This window comes from Bacteroidales bacterium (genome assembly GCA_035299085.1).
In the GTDB taxonomy this organism is placed as follows: domain Bacteria; phylum Bacteroidota; class Bacteroidia; order Bacteroidales; family UBA10428; genus UBA5072.
Genome location: DATGXG010000052.1, coordinates 66389 through 83945 on the forward strand (window position 1 = coordinate 66389; position 17557 = coordinate 83945).

The 17557-nt window shown below is 43.3% G+C and carries 13 protein-coding genes and 1 tRNA gene; 12 read left to right on the forward strand and 2 right to left on the reverse strand.

Translation table 11 applies throughout. The annotated features are described in order from the left end of the window. Positions 1–25 precede the first annotated feature (25 nt). On the forward strand, positions 26–601 hold the full coding sequence (locus tag VK179_17590; protein HLO60568.1) for a superoxide dismutase: 576 nt from the start codon (positions 26–28) through the stop codon (positions 599–601). On the opposite strand, the gene VK179_17595 is transcribed toward VK179_17590, so the two are convergent. Further along, positions 602–2869: a patatin-like phospholipase family protein gene (locus tag VK179_17595; GenBank protein HLO60569.1), complete on the reverse strand. Its 2268-nt coding sequence runs from the start codon at positions 2867–2869 to the stop codon at positions 602–604. Between the two features lie 14 nt (positions 2870–2883). Further along, a complete protein-coding gene (locus tag VK179_17600; protein ID HLO60570.1) occupies positions 2884–3756 on the reverse strand; it encodes a PKD domain-containing protein in 873 nt (290 codons plus the stop codon). A 169-nt stretch (positions 3757–3925) separates the two neighbouring features. Between VK179_17600 and VK179_17605 the strand changes: the two genes are divergently transcribed. The 11 genes from VK179_17605 (at position 3926) to VK179_17655 (ending at position 17542) form a co-directional block, all read left to right on the forward strand. Then, a complete protein-coding gene (locus VK179_17605; GenBank protein HLO60571.1) occupies positions 3926–4720 on the forward strand; it encodes a thymidylate synthase in 795 nt (264 codons plus the stop codon). Continuing rightward, on the forward strand, positions 4720–5208 hold the full coding sequence (locus VK179_17610) for a dihydrofolate reductase (GenBank protein ID HLO60572.1): 489 nt from the start codon (positions 4720–4722) through the stop codon (positions 5206–5208). The genes VK179_17605 and VK179_17610 overlap by 1 nt, the downstream gene beginning before the upstream one ends. 37 nt (positions 5209–5245) lie before the next feature. Further along, positions 5246–5689 carry a DUF2147 domain-containing protein gene (locus VK179_17615; GenBank protein HLO60573.1) on the forward strand — a complete coding sequence of 148 codons (444 nt, stop codon included), beginning with the start codon at positions 5246–5248 and terminating at the stop codon, positions 5687–5689. Positions 5690–5785: 96 nt separating this feature from the next. Then, entirely contained in the window at positions 5786–6259 is a 474-nt protein-coding gene (locus VK179_17620; protein HLO60574.1) for a hypothetical protein, read from the forward strand. 65 nt (positions 6260–6324) lie between these two features. Continuing rightward, a complete protein-coding gene (locus VK179_17625; GenBank protein HLO60575.1) occupies positions 6325–8964 on the forward strand; it encodes a DUF5686 family protein in 2640 nt (879 codons plus the stop codon). A gap of 78 nt (positions 8965–9042) precedes the next feature. Then, positions 9043–12972: a two-component regulator propeller domain-containing protein gene (locus tag VK179_17630; GenBank protein ID HLO60576.1), complete on the forward strand. Its 3930-nt coding sequence runs from the start codon at positions 9043–9045 to the stop codon at positions 12970–12972. 81 nt (positions 12973–13053) lie between these two features. Next, a tRNA-His gene (locus VK179_17635) sits at positions 13054–13129 on the forward strand. Positions 13130–13249: 120 nt separating this feature from the next. Then, positions 13250–14719, forward strand: coding sequence for an aminotransferase class V-fold PLP-dependent enzyme (locus VK179_17640; protein HLO60577.1), 1470 nt, complete (start codon positions 13250–13252; stop codon positions 14717–14719). Positions 14720–14722: 3 nt separating this feature from the next. Then, positions 14723–15913: a GNAT family N-acetyltransferase gene (locus tag VK179_17645; GenBank protein HLO60578.1), complete on the forward strand. Its 1191-nt coding sequence runs from the start codon at positions 14723–14725 to the stop codon at positions 15911–15913. A gap of 63 nt (positions 15914–15976) precedes the next feature. Further along, positions 15977–16243 (forward strand): type B 50S ribosomal protein L31, encoded by a 267-nt coding sequence (locus tag VK179_17650; protein HLO60579.1) that lies wholly within the window; start codon positions 15977–15979, stop codon positions 16241–16243. A 93-nt stretch (positions 16244–16336) separates the two neighbouring features. After that, positions 16337–17542 (forward strand): putative sugar nucleotidyl transferase, encoded by a 1206-nt coding sequence (locus tag VK179_17655; protein HLO60580.1) that lies wholly within the window; start codon positions 16337–16339, stop codon positions 17540–17542. The last annotated feature ends 15 nt before the right edge of the window (positions 17543–17557 follow it).

Below are 17557 nucleotides of genomic sequence, written 5' to 3' on the forward strand. Positions count from 1 at the left end.
ATTTTAAGGTATAAATCCTTAAACTATGCCATTTAAACTGCCAGAACTGCTGTATGCGCCGGATGCGCTGATGCCTGTTATTTCGAAGCAAACCATCGAATTCCACTATGGGAAACACCATCAGGCTTATGTAAATAACCTGAATAACCTGGTTACAGGAACCCCGTTTGAAAACGCTTCGCTTGAAACCATTATTAAGGAGGCGGAAGGCGGAATCTTCAACAACGGCGCACAGGTATGGAATCACACTTTTTATTTCGAATCCTTTTCACCATCCGGACCCCGTGAACCGATCGGGCACCTGGCCAGTGCCATTGACGCCACATTCGGTTCATTTGCCTCATTTAAGGAACAATTTGCCAAATCGGCTGCCACATTGTTTGGCTCCGGATGGGCATGGCTTGTAAAGGACAAGGACGGAAAACTCCGGATTGTTCAGGAATCCAATGCCGGCAATCCTTTACGTAATGGCATGACGCCGATTCTGACATGCGATGTATGGGAACATGCTTATTATCTTGATTATCAGAACCGGAGACCCGACTATGTCCAGTCCTTCTGGAATATTCTGAACTGGGAGGCTATAGGAAAACGATTCTGATCAGAAGGTAAATCCGAAGTTCAGGTACCATGTAAGATTGGGTTCTTTATTGTTTACAGCGAAAAAAACACTGAAAGGCCCAAGCATTGTATTATAGGTTATGCCGCTTCCATAACCCAGGAATGTGTTTTCACTTTTCAAAACAAATGTTGATTCAATGAGGTCATTAAATGTCTGACCCATTGTCATACCGTTAATCATTGCCTCCAGCTGAAAATTCCGGTAAAGCCTGTAATTAAAGCCCACTTTGACAAGAAAAAAGTCGGGAGCTATCACTTCGGCCAGGTTATAGCCAACAAACGGAATATGATTGCGTCTGAGGTTATTTTTATAACCGCCCAGGTAGTAATTATCGGAAACAACAAACTGGTTCGTGCTTAACCCTGTTGAAAAGGCAGAGTTCAAACACAATTTAGGGCCCAGAGGTTTGAATCCCTCAAAACTCATATACAGTTTGGCGAATGAATTCAGTTTTTCCTGGTTTTGCTCTGCATTTTCAAGATACCTGACATCGGTAAAAGGTTTTAAAATGCCCTTGAGACTAATATTGATCACGCTTCCTACAAAGGGATACATAAGATCATTGAGTGTATTTAATCCGTAGGTGCCTTCCAGTCCGAATCCGGTAAATCCGTTACGCCTGTAATTAAAATCTGCAGGGTACAGGGTTTGCATCGATTTGCTCGGATAAACACCTGATGTTTCAAACAACAGCCCTGTGCCCAGTTGCTGGTTCAGGTCAATTACCCTTTTTATTGAAAGCGAGGATGTGAAATGGTATTGTTTCAGGTACCCGATTTCCTTACCCTGGATATAACCGGGTATCAGGTTTGATTCATAATAAATCTCAAAGCCAGCCAGCCCGTTCATTTTTGCACCTGTGTACTTTCTGTAATTCAGCCTTGCCTGCGGGAATTCGCTGAAATCAGCCACCGCCGTCAATCTTGTACCAGATATCAGCAGGTTACTTCTTGTGTAATTAACAACCAGTCCGGCTCCATAGAAATTATCATAATGAACGGAAACCTTAATTGAAGCTGGCGGCTTTTCATGAGCATTCATTTTGAGGATATAGCCCTTACCCTCCTTTTCAAAGGAGTAGGTGAGCTTATCAAAATATTGTGTTCCGAAAAGCCTTTCAATGCCGGTTTGAAGTTTTTCTTTTGTCAGCCATGAATTGCGGTTGACATTGATTTTACCATAAGCCAGGCTCTGGTCATAATACTGCAGGTTATTCACCGAAACGCGGGTAATAAAAATGCTGTCGATTTCAGGAAGCGGAGCCGGCTTTTTTCTTAAGCCCAGATTGTTTAAACTGTCAGCCAATGCCCTGAGCTGAGTAATTTTTTCACGGGCTGCCATCTCACCGGCCTTTTCAATTTCAATACCCCGGGTAAAATCAGCAGACGTATAACCGGACAAATCAGGCGTAATAAGGATATCCACTTTCTTAGCCTGTTCCCTTGAATCGGCAATGCCATAAACAGCGGCTGAACGGCTAAGGATCTTATCCAATGAACTGAGTTCACCTGAAGTAATGTGATCCATAAATCCGGTGTAAACGCCGATGATGATATCGGCTCCCATGTCAATGGCTTCCTGTACCGGAAAATTGCGCATCACGCCTCCATCCACAATTACCCTTGTGCTGTCGAAAACAACCGGTGAAAAAACGCTGGGTATGGCCATGCTGGCCCGCATCGCCGCTGCCAGGTCGCCATCCCTGAAATCAACAATTTCACCGTTTATGATTTCAGTTCCCACACATCGGTAGGGAAAAGGAAACCGGTCGAAAGATTCAATACCTGCAGTTCGCCAGGTGAGTCCGGACAACAGCAGGGCAAGGTTTTGTCCCTCGAGCATTCCCGATGGCAGCATAACCTTTTTCCCCCGGATGGGGAGTTCCACAAACGACCGCCTGTATTCTCTCTTTTCGTCAAGGGCAACGTTTTGCAGGGGCACATCATCGGAGAGAAGGATGTTCCAGTCGACACTTTTATTTAATGTTGAAAGATCTTCTGCCGTATAGCCGATAGAATATAATCCACCAACAATGCTTCCCATGCTGGTGCCTGTTATATAATCAGGCACAATTCCGGCTTCCTCGAGTACTTTCAGAACCCCTATATGGGCAAGACCTTTAGCTCCGCCGCCGCTGAGAACAAGTCCTATTTTGGGTCTCTGGTTTTTAACCTGCTGTGAATGGATTATAGAAAAAGGGAAAAGGAAAATTATGCAGGCAAAAATGATTGTAAATAACCTCGGCATGGTGAAAACGGGTACTAGTCTTTTCTGTACATATGAACAAATCCGGATTTTGTATACACTTTGTTTGGATCACCTGTAATGGCTTCCAATGTGTAAAAGTATACGCCGGTTTTAAGTTTGTCACCTGACGCGGTTTCTCCATTCCACGCAATGACAGGACCTTCTGCTTCATATACAAGGATACCTGTGCGGCTATAGATTTTAATTCTCAGCGGTATATCGCCGGCGCTTTGAACAATGAAGTAATTGTTTTCTGTATCATCTCCTCCTGGCGTAAAGACATTTTGAACTGTGACGTGTTCAAGAATGGGTATAATTTTTGTCTGTGAAGCTGAACAGGTATAAATATCTGTAACGGTAAGAGTTACAGAAAACGTGTCAAATCGGGGAAAATCAACATTCACCGAAGCGCCCGTCCTTGATCCGATATCCTGGATATCCCAGTCAAATGTATAAAAACTTCCTGTATCGGTGACCCCGTTTTGTTGAAGGCGCACGAAATACGGAGTCTGCGAAGGATTATCATAATTAAATGATGCAACGGGAGAACTATGGACGATCACTGAATCGGGCTTAACAATCCATAATTCCGACCCGCTGGAAAATCTCAGAATCAATGTGAGGTCGTATGTTCCTTCGGTTTCATAGGTAACTGTATCGGGATCGGCCAACAGGCTTGTAGATCCGTTTCCGAAATCCCAGTAATAAGTATCCACTGAATCGGCAGACGCCGTGCTCTGAAAGCTGAACTTTACCTTCATGGGTGTACAGCCTTCGGCATCGTCAATAGTAAAATTATACTGACCCTTAACCTCAAAGGATAATGAAAAAACAAAGAGGAATATTGCTATAAGAGGCTTGCCAGGTCGCACGTTGTCAGGTATCATTGGTTAATTCGAAGCACAGGCTGTCTGATAAACGGCTAAAAATACTAAAAATTTGATGTTGTCTTAATGTTAATATCTTAAAAGAAATCAACACATGTAAATAACTTTAACCTGTGATTCTTAAGGATAACCTGTCAGTTTGCTATTTTTGCCTAAAATTCCGGTATCAATGATACAATATCTTAACCTGCTGCAACACGTGCTTGATCATGGAGCTGAAAAAAGCGACCGGACAGGTACCGGAACCTACAGCGTTTTCGGTTACCAGATGCGTTTTGATCTGAAAGATGGTTTTCCCGTTCTTACAACTAAAAAGCTGCACCTTCGTTCCATTATCTACGAATTGCTCTGGTTTCTCAGGGGAGAAACCAATGTAAAATATCTTCATGATAACAAGGTCAGCATCTGGGATGAATGGGCTGATGCCGAAGGTAACCTGGGCCATATTTACGGATACCAGTGGCGCAGCTGGCCTGCTTACAACGGAGGATCCATTGACCAGGTAGCTGCAGTCATCAATAGTATCAGGAACAATCCTGATTCACGTAGACACATAGTTAGCGCATGGAATGTAGCCGACATCGGTAACATGGCCCTTCCGCCCTGTCATGTTTTGTTCCAGTTTTACGTGGCTGATGGCCGGCTTTCATGCCAGCTCTACCAACGAAGTGCTGATATTTTCATCGGGGTGCCTTTCAATATTGCATCTTATGCCCTGTTGATGATGATGGTGGCTCAAGTTACAGGACTTGTTCCCGGTGAATTCGTGCACACCCTGGGAGATGCGCACATCTATAAAAATCATGTAGAACAGGTAAAGCTTCAGCTGAGCCGTGAACCGCGCCCGCTGCCAATAATGCATATAAACCAGGATGTAAAAGACATCAATGATTTTAAATTCGAGGATTTCACCCTGTCAGGTTACGATCCTCATCCTCATATAAAAGGTGATATTGCAGTGTGATGAAAAAACACATCTCCATCATTGTTGCCATTGCCGAAGATTTTGGCATAGGAAAAAATAATCGTCTGCTGGCCCATATTCCGGGAGATCTTCCCCGCTTCAGGCAAATAACAACGGGGCATACCGTTATCATGGGTAAGAATACTTTTCTTTCACTACCGGGAGGTGCTCTGAAAAACAGGCGGAATATTGTTATCACCGATAACCGTTCCGATCAATTTGAGGGTTGTATTCATGTGTATTCCGTTGATGAAGCCATTCAGCAGTGCGAAGATGATGCTGAAAACTTCATTATTGGCGGAGCATCAATTTACAGGCAGTTTTTACCTTTTGCCGATAAGTTGTACCTGACGCTGATTCATAAAAAATTTGATGCGGATACCTTTTTTCCTGAAATCCGCTATGATGAATGGAATGAGATTTCACGCGAGGAACAAAAGGGTGACGAATTTGACTTCGAATACGTCATATTAGAGAGAAAAAATTAACTTTATTCTAATTATTATCACTCTAATAGATACCATTATGAAGAAAAACATTCTGATTTCACTGTGCCTGCTGTTTTTTGCATCAACCGTTTTTTGCCAGGCCGACAAAATTGTAGGGATTTGGAAGCCTGCAAAAGGCACTTCACAGGTAAGAATTTTTAAAGCAACCAACGGCAAATATTACGGGAAAGTTGAATGGCTTGAAACCGATAAGGATAAGCTGGATGTAAACAATCCAGATGCTGCCCAGCGGAACAAGAAGATATGGGGGCTCATGATCCTTAAGGATTTCAGTTATAATGCAGATAAAAAGCGCTGGGAAGGCGGTACCGTATACGATCCGGATAACGGAAAAACTTACGATTGCTACATGTGGTTTGAGGATAATGATAATGTGATGACCCTTAAAGGTTATGTGCTCGGTATGAAATTCGTGGGCCGCGCAGAGGATTGGACCCGTGAGACAGAGCTGAAAAAGTAGAAGTACATTGATCATTTGGTTTTTAAACTTCGGCAGAAGATTTTCTTCAGTTGATCAATAAAAACCAACCTGTCACCGGCTGACCCGTTAATACAAATGAAAGAAGTATTTAGGATCAGCAAAATGAAATGGTATATAATAATATTGGTTTTATTTGCTTTCAGTTGCAGCCACAAAACTGTGGTTTATACCGAAGAGCAGATTGCCGGAGATATTATCTATATCCATAACACGTATAAGCCTTTTTCAGGTACCTGTGTAGTGTTTTTCAGAAACACGGATAAGGTTAAAGAGGTATTCACTGTAAAGAGAGGCCGTTTGAACGGAAAGACACAGAGCTGGTATCCTAACGGCAATCTTTGCAGGAAAGGAAGTTATAATAAAGGCCACCTCTCCGGTAAGTGGGAGTTTTATAACCGGGATGGAAAGATAGTGAAAGAGGCTACGTTCAAAAATGATTCACTTGATGGTACTTATCTTTCCTATTATGAAAACGGCAAATTAAAAGAAAAGGGAAATTATAAAACCGACAGAAAGACAGGAGAATGGCATTATAGCACAGAACCTTAAGGCAAAGCATTTGTTGCTGTAACAAACATACGGTTCTGTTCGTCATTATGATAAACACCCTAAACATGAATCTACGGTTTATCTGGCCTGTCGTACTTTTTATTTCTATCCTGTTTCCATCCGTTACACAATCACAAAGCATTAAAGGCAAAATAACAGATACTAGGAACGTTCCCGTGCCCTTTGTCGTTGTTTATGACGAAACATCATTGTCAGGTACTACGGCCAATGCCGAAGGATTCTATGAACTGAAACTTGATTCAGGCCGCCATTCCATTGTTTATAAAGCAATGGGATATTTTTTACTCCGTAAAAATATTGAAGTACAGCGCAAAACGGTTGAATTCGATGTAGTGCTTTCCGAACAGCCTGTACAGGTGAAGGAAGTGATTATCAGGCCCGGTAAAGAAGATCCGGCCTATGCCATTATGAGAAAGGTCATCGGCCTGGCGCCCTATCACCTCAATCAGGTTAAGCAATATGTTGCCAATGTTTACCTGAGAGGTACAGCGCATATTATAAAGATGCCGAAATTCATATCAAAACGTACAGCGGTTAACGGAGAACCCGCCATGTTCAAAACAGGTGATGTATACATGGAGGAGTCGGTCAATAAGATCACCTTCACGGCCCCTGACAACTACGAACAAAAAGTGATTTCGATCAAAAGTACGTTTCCCTGGAACAGTGACGATATAAACCCGATGGGCCTTATTAATTCGAGTTTGTATGAGCCCAAGGTGGAAGATTTTATTTCTCCCCTGGCTCCCAAGGCATTTCAGTACTATACTTACCGGTACGAGGGTTTTATTGAAGAAGGCGGGCAGGTAATCTTTAAAATATCCGTTATACCTAAACACAACAGCCAGCAGTTGATGCGGGGCACCCTGTTTATTGTTGACAGGCTGTGGTGTCTTCATTCAGCCGATGTAGCCGTTAACATGTTTTTTGGTTCACTGAAATATAAAACAATTTATTCTCCTGTAAAAAATACCGCCTGGCTGCCGGTGAGCTACCAGTTTTCAGCTGATGCCTCGATGATGGGAATTAAAGCATCATTTAATTATGCAAGCTCCGTAAAATTCGACGAGGTAGTACTGAATGAGAAAAACGCAGAAATCCGTCCCGTTCAGGAACCTACTGCTGTTGCAGCCGAAAAAGCCGCGCCAAAAACAAAAAACCAGCAGCAGATCGAAAGCCTTTTATCCAAGGAGGATCTTTCGAACAGGGATGTCGTGAAACTATCGGCTCTTATGGCCCGTGAGGCTTCTCAGGATACGATTAAGGAGAAGTCTCTCGAAATCAAGCCGGAGGAAAATCATACAAAGGTAGTTGTTGAAAAGGGAGCGTTAAACAATGATTCCACTTACTGGAGCTCGGTCAGACCGATTCCGCTAAGTAAACTCGAATCTGAGGTAAAACCTGTGAGCAAAGCCGCCGGGAAACAAAGCTCCGGGGACACACTTTCGCTTGGCATCAATACCGCGAATAAGGACAAGCCTTTTTCTAAAGTTTCCCGCTTCCTCACCCAGGGTGCCGGATTCATGATGTTTGATTCAACCCTGCATGTTCAGTATGAAGGCCTTATAGGTCTTAAAAAAGTCGATTACAATACTGTGGATGGTTTTGTTTACAAACAGGCATTCACTCTGCAGCAAACAATCGATTCAACACATAAACTTATAATTCAGCCTGGTGCTGCATATGGTTTCAGCCGTGAACGCATGATGTGGTGGACAAAAGCAGAGTATGACTATGCCCCGATGCGCGGAGGAAGTCTTACTTTTAATATTGCCAGCCAGTCGGCCGACTATAACGGTGAATCCGGTATACGTTCACTGGCCAATACGGGTGCTTCGCTTATATTCAGGAGAAACTACTTGAAGGTGTACCAGCAGAACCTGATATACCTTGAAAACAGGATTGACCTGGCCAACGGATTGAATCTGAAGGCGCAGATTGGTTACAGAACAGCTCAGCCTCTGCACAATCATTCAGATTTTTCGTTTTTCTACAGGAAAACAAGGAATTTTTCTGCCAATATCCCGGGTGACAGGTTGGAAGTCTTACCACGAAATCTCTATAACGAGGAAGCATACTGGGATGCGACAATCGAATATACACCGCAATACCATTACAGGATATGGGGAGGTGCGAAACACTACGAATACTCAAAGTTTCCTACTTTTTACCTGCGGAACCGGATGGCACTTCCCGGAATAGTTAAAAGCACGGCGGATTACGATTACCTTGAAGCCGGAATACGGCAAAATATCAGTTGGCAGATGATGCATTCGTTTTCATGGAATATACAGGGCGGGATTTTCCTTAACCGGAATAAGATATATGCCATGGATGACAAGTTTTTCAATAACCAGGATCTGCCCCTCATATTCAGCTCAAGCGCCAAAGGTGCTTTCAGACTGCTGCCCTTTTACAAATTTGCTATAACTGACAAATATGCCGAAGCTCACCTTGAATATACAACACCGTATCTTCTTTTTAAATATCTTCCTTTCCTGAGCAATAAATTGTGGGTTGAAAACCTGCATCTGAATTACCTTGCCGGTGGAGGTGGACTTCATTACTGGGAGGCCGGTTACAGCATGGGCCAGATTTACATGATAGCTAACGTGGGTGTTTTTGCGGGCTTTAACAAAGATATGTTCCGTTCATGGGGTATACAGGTAACCCTGACTCTCTGACATCAATGCAATCTGTTTCACGGATGAAGGAAGTAATCAAATAAATGCTATATTTACTTCATCTCTCAATTTATACTCATGCGGCCATTACTACTGAGAAACGGCGTTTTCTTGATGCTATGTATCTCAGTATTATTTCCGTTTAAGACCTCCGCCCAGGATTTACAGCTGAAATTTAAGCACCTCGAAGTAGATAACGGTCTTTCCCAGGGAACAATCACCGGCATTCTGCAGGATAAGATGGGTTTCATGTGGTTCGCCACTGAAATGGGTATCTATCGTTATGATGGTGCCGACTTTGTGAATTACAGGCATGATGCATCGGATTCCGCCGGGTTGCCTTCGAATTATATACTGAAAATTTTTGAAGACAGTTACGGAATATTGTGGCTGGGAACTCCGGGCAGCGGGCTTTGCCGGTTCGACAGGGAAAGGGAGATTTTTAAAAACTACACGTACGATCAGGCAAACGAAAACTCGATAAGCTCGAACGATATCCGTTGTCTGTTTGAGGATTCCCGTAAAAACCTGTGGATTGGCACTTCAGGTGGCGGACTGAATCTGTATGACCGGAAAAGTGATACGTTTATCCATTTCTATCATGATTCACTATCAACCAACGATATTGGCAGCAATTACATAACAGGCATCGGGGAGGATAAACAGGGCTTCCTCTGGCTTGCATCATCCGAAGGAGTTTTAACCCGCTACAATACGGTCACACAGATAGGTACTTTTTATAGCCTCTACGACAGAAATCTTACAGACAGAACTACCACCACTTTCGGGCATCTTTATGTGGACCTCGAAAGCAATATATGGTACTGCACTGAAAACGGGTTGTATTTTTATAACCAGAAAACCCTTGAATTTTCACATTTTCAAAAAGGTCCAGGAAACAAAAACCTGAATGAAAATGCTGTTGCCGATGTGGCGGAACTCGGGGGAGGGATTTTTCTTGTCGGTACGGATCACGGTGGTGTGAACTTATACAATCAGAACACCGGCACCTTTACCTATCATAAAAACCGGAGGTACGATCCATCTACAATCAGCAACGACCAGATTTATACAGTATATAAATCGCCCGAGGGTGTCATTTGGATAGGTAACTATAACGGGGGAATCAATATTTATGATCCTCTTATTAAGAAATTCAGCAATGATACGGAGCTGCCCAGGTTACCCGGTACAGAATTCAGTGTGGGATCAGTCCTTTGCATGGCAGAAGATAACAAACAAAATTTATGGCTTGGATACGATGGACAAGGTATAGATGTGTATAACCTGAGAACAAACACCATTAAGCATCTTCGATATAATCCGGAAGATATCAATTCAATCCGCAGTGACAATGTGGTTGATATTTTCAAATCGGCTAACGGCGACATGTGGATAGGCACATACCTGGAGGGACTGACAAAGATTGATGCCGTTACAGGGAAATATACCCATTACCAGTTCGAACTAAAGAATAAGACAGGTATAGGGGGTACGAATGTCTGGTCGGTTTGCGAAGACGATAATGGGATGATGTGGATCGGATTTATGGGTGACGGAGTCGACCGGTTTGATACCCGCAATAACCGCTTTTACCATTACCTGCATAATCCCGCCGATTCACACAGCCTGAGTGATAACAGTGTCTACAAGGTTTTCAAAGACAATGACGGAAAGATATGGGTGAGCACACAAAACGGGTTAAGCCTTTATAATCCTGACTCTGATAATTTTATTAACTATGTTTCAGGAAATAATGTCAAATCCGGAATCTACGGTAATTGTGTCTATGATATTTTTCAGGACGCCAGGGGGCGTTTGTGGGTTGGGACAGAACAGGCTCTGAATCTTTTTAATCCGTTTACCAAAGGCTTTGAACATTTTAAATTAACGGATCAGCCTGGAGGAACTGCTGTTCTATCCATTACGGCCGACAACACGGATAATCTTTGGATTTCTACGAATATAGGATTGGTGCGATTCAACACGGTGGATCACAGTGTCCGTCATTATGATGAAGCCGACGGCCTGCTTACCGATGAATTTAATTATGTCGCCTCACTCAGAAGCTCGGATGGCAGAATTTTCCTGGGAAATAAGAGCGGGTTCAATTATTTCGATCCGGAACGCATAAAGGATAATTCACGTATTCCGCCTGTTTATATTACTGAATTGAATATTGAGGGACGGACCGTGGATCCCTGGTCATTTCCTTCGGTTACGGATAAAAATATCTCATTTGCCCGGTCGGTTAATTTGAATTCTGGTCAAACGGCATTTACCATTCATTTTGCGGCACTTAATTTCTCTAATTCGCATAAGAATCTTTATTCTTACAAGCTTGAAGGTTTTGACACACAATGGAGCAAACCGGGTACCAAGCATGAGGTTACATATACCAATTTAAACCCGGGTCGCTACACTTTCAGAGTTAAAGGATCAAACAATGATCAGTTGTGGAATCCAAAGGTAACCACACTTGAAATCATTGTGCTTCCGCCATGGTGGAAAACCTGGTGGTTTAGGGTTCTTTTATATGCCTTACTGCTATTATTACTGATTTCAATATTTTACCTGAGAGTTCATTTTTACGAGAAACAGAAAAACAAGCTCACGCGGCTTGTAAGCGACAGAACGCTGCAACTTGAAGAGGTGGCTGTGGCACTCGAAGAAAAGCAGGAAGAGATCAATTCGCAAAATGAGAAACTGGTTGCCCAGCGCGATGAACTGGAGAATACCAACCGGATGCTGACTGAGCAGAAGCTGCATATTCTTGCCCAGAACAGTGAACTTGATTTTCACAGGAACCAGCTGGAGACTATAGTTGAAGAGAGGACAAGGGAATTAATCGAGGCAAAAAACAAGGCTGAAGAAGCCGACCGGCTGAAATCGTCATTTCTTGCCAATCTTTCGCATGAAATACGCACCCCTCTGAATGCCATTCTTGGATTTTCATCCCTGCTGAGCGAAAAAAACCTGACCGATAATGATCGCCAGGAATACAACAGGATAATCCAGGGCAGCAGCAATACCTTACTTGAGTTGATCAATGACATCCTTGATATTTCGAAGATTGAAGCGGGACAGCTCGAGCTTGACCTGCGAAGTGTTTCACTCGAAATGATAATCAATGACCTGGCCGGTATCTTTGATATGTTCATGAAAAGGGATGATCTCGGTTTAAATAAGCAGGTAGAGCTGAAAGTAAATATCGAAGAAAGCCTTCAGAAATCTCATATTGTAACCGACAGCCTTCGTGTGACCCAGGTAATTTCGAACCTGATCAATAATGCCATTAAATTCACTGCAAAAGGATTTATTGAAGTCGGCTGCAGTCAGATTAAAGATGGCGGGATGCTCAGGTTTTACGTGCGTGATACAGGCGTTGGAATTCGGGCAGAACACCAGCAACTTGTTTTTGAACGATTCAGGAAACTTGAAGAGGATAACCTGCAACTTCACAGGGGAACCGGTCTTGGCCTTGCCATTTCGTACCAGCTTGTGCACTTGCTGGGAGGAACCATGTGGCTTGAATCGGAATACGGTAAAGGCTCCATATTCTTTTTCACCATACCGTTTATGAAAGGATCTGCAGGCATTTCAACAGTACTTAGAAAAAAGCAGGAAGAGATTATGCCCGATTTCGGTTACCAGGTTATACTGGTAGCAGAGGATGATGATTCAAATTTCAATTATCTCGATAAGATACTTAAAAATGCCCGTATAAGGGTTCTTCGCGCCATCAACGGCAAAGAAGTCATTGATTTGGTGATGAAACATCATGATATAAAGGTCGTTCTCATGGACATAAAAATGCCCGTGATGGATGGAATTGAAGCCCTGCATGCATTGCGTAAAGCCGGTTTGATAGTACCGGTAGTTGCCCAGACAGCCTATGCGCTGTCGGATGAAGTGGTCAGGCTTAAAAAAGAAGGATTTGACGAATACATTTCCAAACCGATAAAACGGCAGGAACTATATTCCATTCTTGTCAGGTACCTGCAATGATTGATTAATAGAGACCTGCAGGCTTTTTTTAATGATTTATTTTAAAAACATCAAAAGATAATTAAATTTGCGCCTCCATATGGTGGTCGTAGCTCAGTTGGTTAGAGCGCCAGATTGTGGCTCTGGAGGTCGCCGGTTCGAGCCCGGTCTTCCACCCGAAATCCCGATACAGAATGTGTCGGGATTTTTAATTCTTATCGATTTTTAAATAGGTATTTCTATCAGGTTATTATTTGAAAAAGAATAGTATTTTTAGCAGTATCCGTGATATTAACTTATGCCATCGCTTGAAGCGCATTTTGAACCTTTCAGGCAACAGATCATTGGAGAAGGAGCCTGTTTTGAATCGCCTTACGGGACGAAGCTGATCCGGTATTTCGACTGGGTGGCAGGCGGACGCCTTTATAGACCGATTGAAGACAGAATTGCCACGGTTTTCGGCCCTTTTATTGCCAATACCCATACTGAAACAAGTGAAACAGGCAGCAGGATGACGCAGTGTTACCGGTATGCACATGATTTCATTAAAAAGCATGTGAATGCCGGACCCAATGATATTATCATAACCGCAGGATCAGGCATGACAACGGTTGTGAATAAACTTCAGCGAATCCTTAGCATGCGGTCGGGTAATAAAAGGGGGAAATCAGATTTTACCGATATCAACGAAAAACCGGTGGTTTTCATAACCCACATGGAGCATCATTCCAACCATACCTCGTGGTATGAAACCATCGCCGATGTGGTTATGATTCCGCCAACGCCTTCGTTACTTATTGATCTGTCGGCGCTGGAGCGTTCTCTTGAGGAGTATAAAAACCGCAGGTTTAAGATCGGCGCCTTTACGGCCTGTTCCAATGTAACAGGTATCATTACGCCTTACCATGAAATGGCTGCCATTATGCATAAGCACCAGGGTTTATGCTTTGTTGACTTTGCTGCATCGGCACCCTACGTTCACATCGATATGCATCCGGATGACCCGATGCAAAAACTGGATGCCATCTATTTTTCACCCCATAAATTCCTGGGTGGTCCCGGATCATCGGGTGTACTTATCTTTGACCGCTCACTTTACCAGTCGGAAATTCCGGATAACCCCGGCGGAGGCACCGTCGACTGGACGAACCCATGGGGAGAGTACAAATATGTGGATGATATTGAAGCCCGCGAGGATGGCGGGACTCCCGGGTTCATTCAGGCTTTCAGGGCAGCCCTGTCCATGGAACTGAAGGATAAAATGGGCGTCGATAAGATGATGCAGCGTGAGGAACAGCTTGTGGAGATAGCTATGAAAGGCCTGAAAACAGTTCCCGGCCTTAAAATTCTTGCCGAAAACAATATTCACAGGCTCGGGATCATTTCGTTCTATCATGCAAAAATCCATTTTAACCAGATGTGCCGGATGCTGAGCGACCGTTTCGGAATCCAGGTGAGGGGAGGGTGCGCCTGTGCCGGAACTTACGGGCATTTCCTGTTAAAAGTTACCTATGACCGGTCGCACGCTATTACCGAGAAGATTAACCAGGGGGATCTGTCGGACAAACCGGGTTGGGTAAGACTATCGCTGCACCCCGTCATGAAGGATGAAGACATATATTTCTTTGTGGACGCGATGAAGCAGATTGTTTCAAATTTCCCCGAATGGAAAAAGGATTATATTTATGATCCCAGGAAAAATGAATTTCAGCATAAATCGCAGAAGATTTGTGACAATAACTGGACTGAAGAATGGTTTAAATTATAACCCATGATTATCACAGAAGTAAAAGACAAGCAAACGGCAAAACAATTTCTCGAAGTTCCGAAAATCCTTTACAGGAACGATCCACACTGGACTTGTCCGTTGGATATTGAAATTGATAATACCTTTAATCCGGCTAAAAATTCATCGTACAAAAACGGCAATGCCTGCCGGTGGATTCTTAAGGACGGTGAAGGCAACCTGGTTGGCAGAATCGCAGCTTTTTATGATAAGAACAAAGCCTTTCATAACACGCAACCAACAGGAGGCATCGGCTTTTTTGAATGCATCAACGATCAGTCCGCCGCCAACCTGCTTTTTGATACCGCCAAAGCGTGGCTCGCTTCAGAAGGGATGCAGGCAATGGACGGCCCTATCAATTTCGGTGAAAATTTTGTGAACTGGGGACTGCTTGTCGAAGGTTTCATGCACCAGGCATACGGTATGCCCTATAACTTTCCGTATTATAAGACGCTTTTTGAAGAATATGGTTTCAAGACCTATTTCGAAATGTACAGTTTCCACGACACCTTCAGCCGGCCGTATCCCGAGCAAATGCGTAAGTTCGGTGAACGTTTCTGGAGGAAACCTGAATACTCGTTCAGGCATTTTGAAATGAAGCATGCTGAAGAGTTCCTCAAGAACCTTGTTTGGATGTATAATAAAATCTGGTCTGACTTCCATGAAAATTATACACCGCTTGCATACGAGGATATCAACAGCATCTTCCAGGATGCGCGCACCATTCTCGATGAAGATCTTATATGGTTCGCCTATCATAACAATGAGCCGATAGGCTTTCTGATCGTGTTCCCCGATGTAAACCAGGTTTTGAAGAAACTGAAAAACGGCCGCCTTACTTTTATGAACATCATTAAGCTGTTCTATTATAAAAAGAAAGTGGTCAAGCGCGGCAGGCTTTTGCTGTCGGGTGTCATTCCCGAGTACCAGCGAACCGGTGTTGTTGGCGGTATTTACCTTAAAATTACCGATACAATGCGCCAAAAAGGTATGGAAGAGCTTGAACTTTCGTGGGTTGGCGATTACAATGTTACCGTAAATCGAATGTATGCCCAGTTTGGTGCTGAAAAGGCAAAGACGCATATAACCTACCGTTATATGTTTGACCCGAATGCTCCATTCGAGCGTTTCAATAACCTTAGCCATAAAACCATGAAAGATCTTAAAAAGACCTAAGGAAAATTTTGATCTTTTAAAATCATTATTTATCTTTGCAACCCGATTTATAAAGACAGAATTATGAAAAAAGGAATACATCCCGAAAGTTACAGGCTGGTTGCCTTCAGGGATATGTCAAACGGTCATACTTTTCTTACAAGGTCAACAGCTGCTTCGAGAGAAACAGTTACCATGGAAGACGGAAAAGAATATCCGTTGATCAAACTTGAAATTTCAAATACTTCCCATCCTTTTTACACCGGTAAGATGAAACTGGTTGACACTGCAGGACGTGTGGATAAGTTTATGAATCGTTATAAAAGCCATTACGATAAGAAAAAACAGTAATTGAGGTTGTTTTTGTTCGATAATAATCCGACTCCGTTTTCATATTCCTGAAAACGGAGTTTTTATTTATATTTGTATAACACTGTGACTTTTATGTCAGCTGATAACCGTAGTTATATTCTATTTGATGATTTGTACCGTGATCACCTGCTGCCGCTCACTTTTACACGGCCGGTATGCGAACTCAGGATTGGCATCCTGACCATTCGCGAGAAATGGGAAAAATGGACCGGTCAGTCATTCTCTTATTTAACTGTCAATTACCTCCGGGAGAAATACAATCTTGTAAAATCAGGTGAAAATTTGGTGATCAACGGCTCCGTCACTCCCAACAGATCTCTTGTGGATGAAATCTTAAGCCTGTCGGGCGGCGAGGTTCTTATGAAAGGCAATGTGTTTGTTGCCGGATGCATTACTGCTAATATCCTGGATGAATTTGACGGACTGCCCCCGAAGGGATATACGGTTCGTGAAGCCCAATCTGATTTCAATCACATTGCCAGGCTATGGCATATATACAGGCTTAACGGTTCAGAGCTTCTGTCAGATTACAGGTTGCTCACCGAAGGAAGAATTTCCGCACCAGTTAACAGCAGCAATAACCTTATTAATCCGGGTAACATCTTCATTGAAGAAGGTGCGGTGATGGATTGTGTGACAATTAATGCCAATCCCGGTCCCGTTTACATCGGCAAAAACACAGTCATTATGGAAGGATCCCTGATCAGGGGCCCCCTTGCACTCTGTGAAGGTTCCATTCTTAAAATGGGCACCATGATCTATGGTCCCACCACAATCGGCCCCTATTCAAAAGCAGGCGGGGAGATCACCAACTCGGTCATTCTCGGGTATTCGAACAAAGTACATGAAGGTTATATAGGTAATTCGGTTATTGGTGAATGGTGCAACATCGGCGCCGGTTCCAACGCATCCAACCTTAAGAATAACTTCGGAAATGTGAAGCTTTGGGATTATGCAACCGGGAAATTTGAAGATACCGAACTTCAGTTTTGCGGCCTGTTTATGGGCGACTATACTCGTTGTGGCATTAACACAATGTTTAATACAGGCACGGTGGTGGGTATATCGGCAAATATATACGGATCCGGTTTTCCAGGCAGTTTTATCCCGTCGTTCTCCTGGGGAGGAGCAGCCGGTTTTGAAACTTATCGCCTTTCTAACGCCCTGGATACGATTGAAAAGTGCATGGCCCTTCATCAAAAGCCGTTGGATGAAAATGACAGGAATATCATCAGCCAGCTGTTCACTCTTACAGGACGTTATCGTAAAACAATCTGATACTGGTAATTGCTT

Coding starts and splice junctions, on each gene's coding strand:
- VK179_17590 (HLO60568.1), top strand. CDS start 26: ATGCCATTTAAACTGCCAGAACTGCTGTATGCGCCGGATGCGCTGATG.
- VK179_17595 (HLO60569.1), bottom strand. CDS start 2,869: ATGCCGAGGTTATTTACAATCATTTTTGCCTGCATAATTTTCCTTTTC.
- VK179_17600 (HLO60570.1), bottom strand. CDS start 3,756: ATGATACCTGACAACGTGCGACCTGGCAAGCCTCTTATAGCAATATTC.
- VK179_17605 (HLO60571.1), top strand. CDS start 3,926: ATGATACAATATCTTAACCTGCTGCAACACGTGCTTGATCATGGAGCT.
- VK179_17610 (HLO60572.1), top strand. CDS start 4,720: ATGAAAAAACACATCTCCATCATTGTTGCCATTGCCGAAGATTTTGGC.
- VK179_17615 (HLO60573.1), top strand. CDS start 5,246: ATGAAGAAAAACATTCTGATTTCACTGTGCCTGCTGTTTTTTGCATCA.
- VK179_17620 (HLO60574.1), top strand. CDS start 5,786: ATGAAAGAAGTATTTAGGATCAGCAAAATGAAATGGTATATAATAATA.
- VK179_17625 (HLO60575.1), top strand. CDS start 6,325: ATGAATCTACGGTTTATCTGGCCTGTCGTACTTTTTATTTCTATCCTG.
- VK179_17630 (HLO60576.1), top strand. CDS start 9,043: ATGCGGCCATTACTACTGAGAAACGGCGTTTTCTTGATGCTATGTATC.
- VK179_17640 (HLO60577.1), top strand. CDS start 13,250: ATGCCATCGCTTGAAGCGCATTTTGAACCTTTCAGGCAACAGATCATT.
- VK179_17645 (HLO60578.1), top strand. CDS start 14,723: ATGATTATCACAGAAGTAAAAGACAAGCAAACGGCAAAACAATTTCTC.
- VK179_17650 (HLO60579.1), top strand. CDS start 15,977: ATGAAAAAAGGAATACATCCCGAAAGTTACAGGCTGGTTGCCTTCAGG.
- VK179_17655 (HLO60580.1), top strand. CDS start 16,337: ATGTCAGCTGATAACCGTAGTTATATTCTATTTGATGATTTGTACCGT.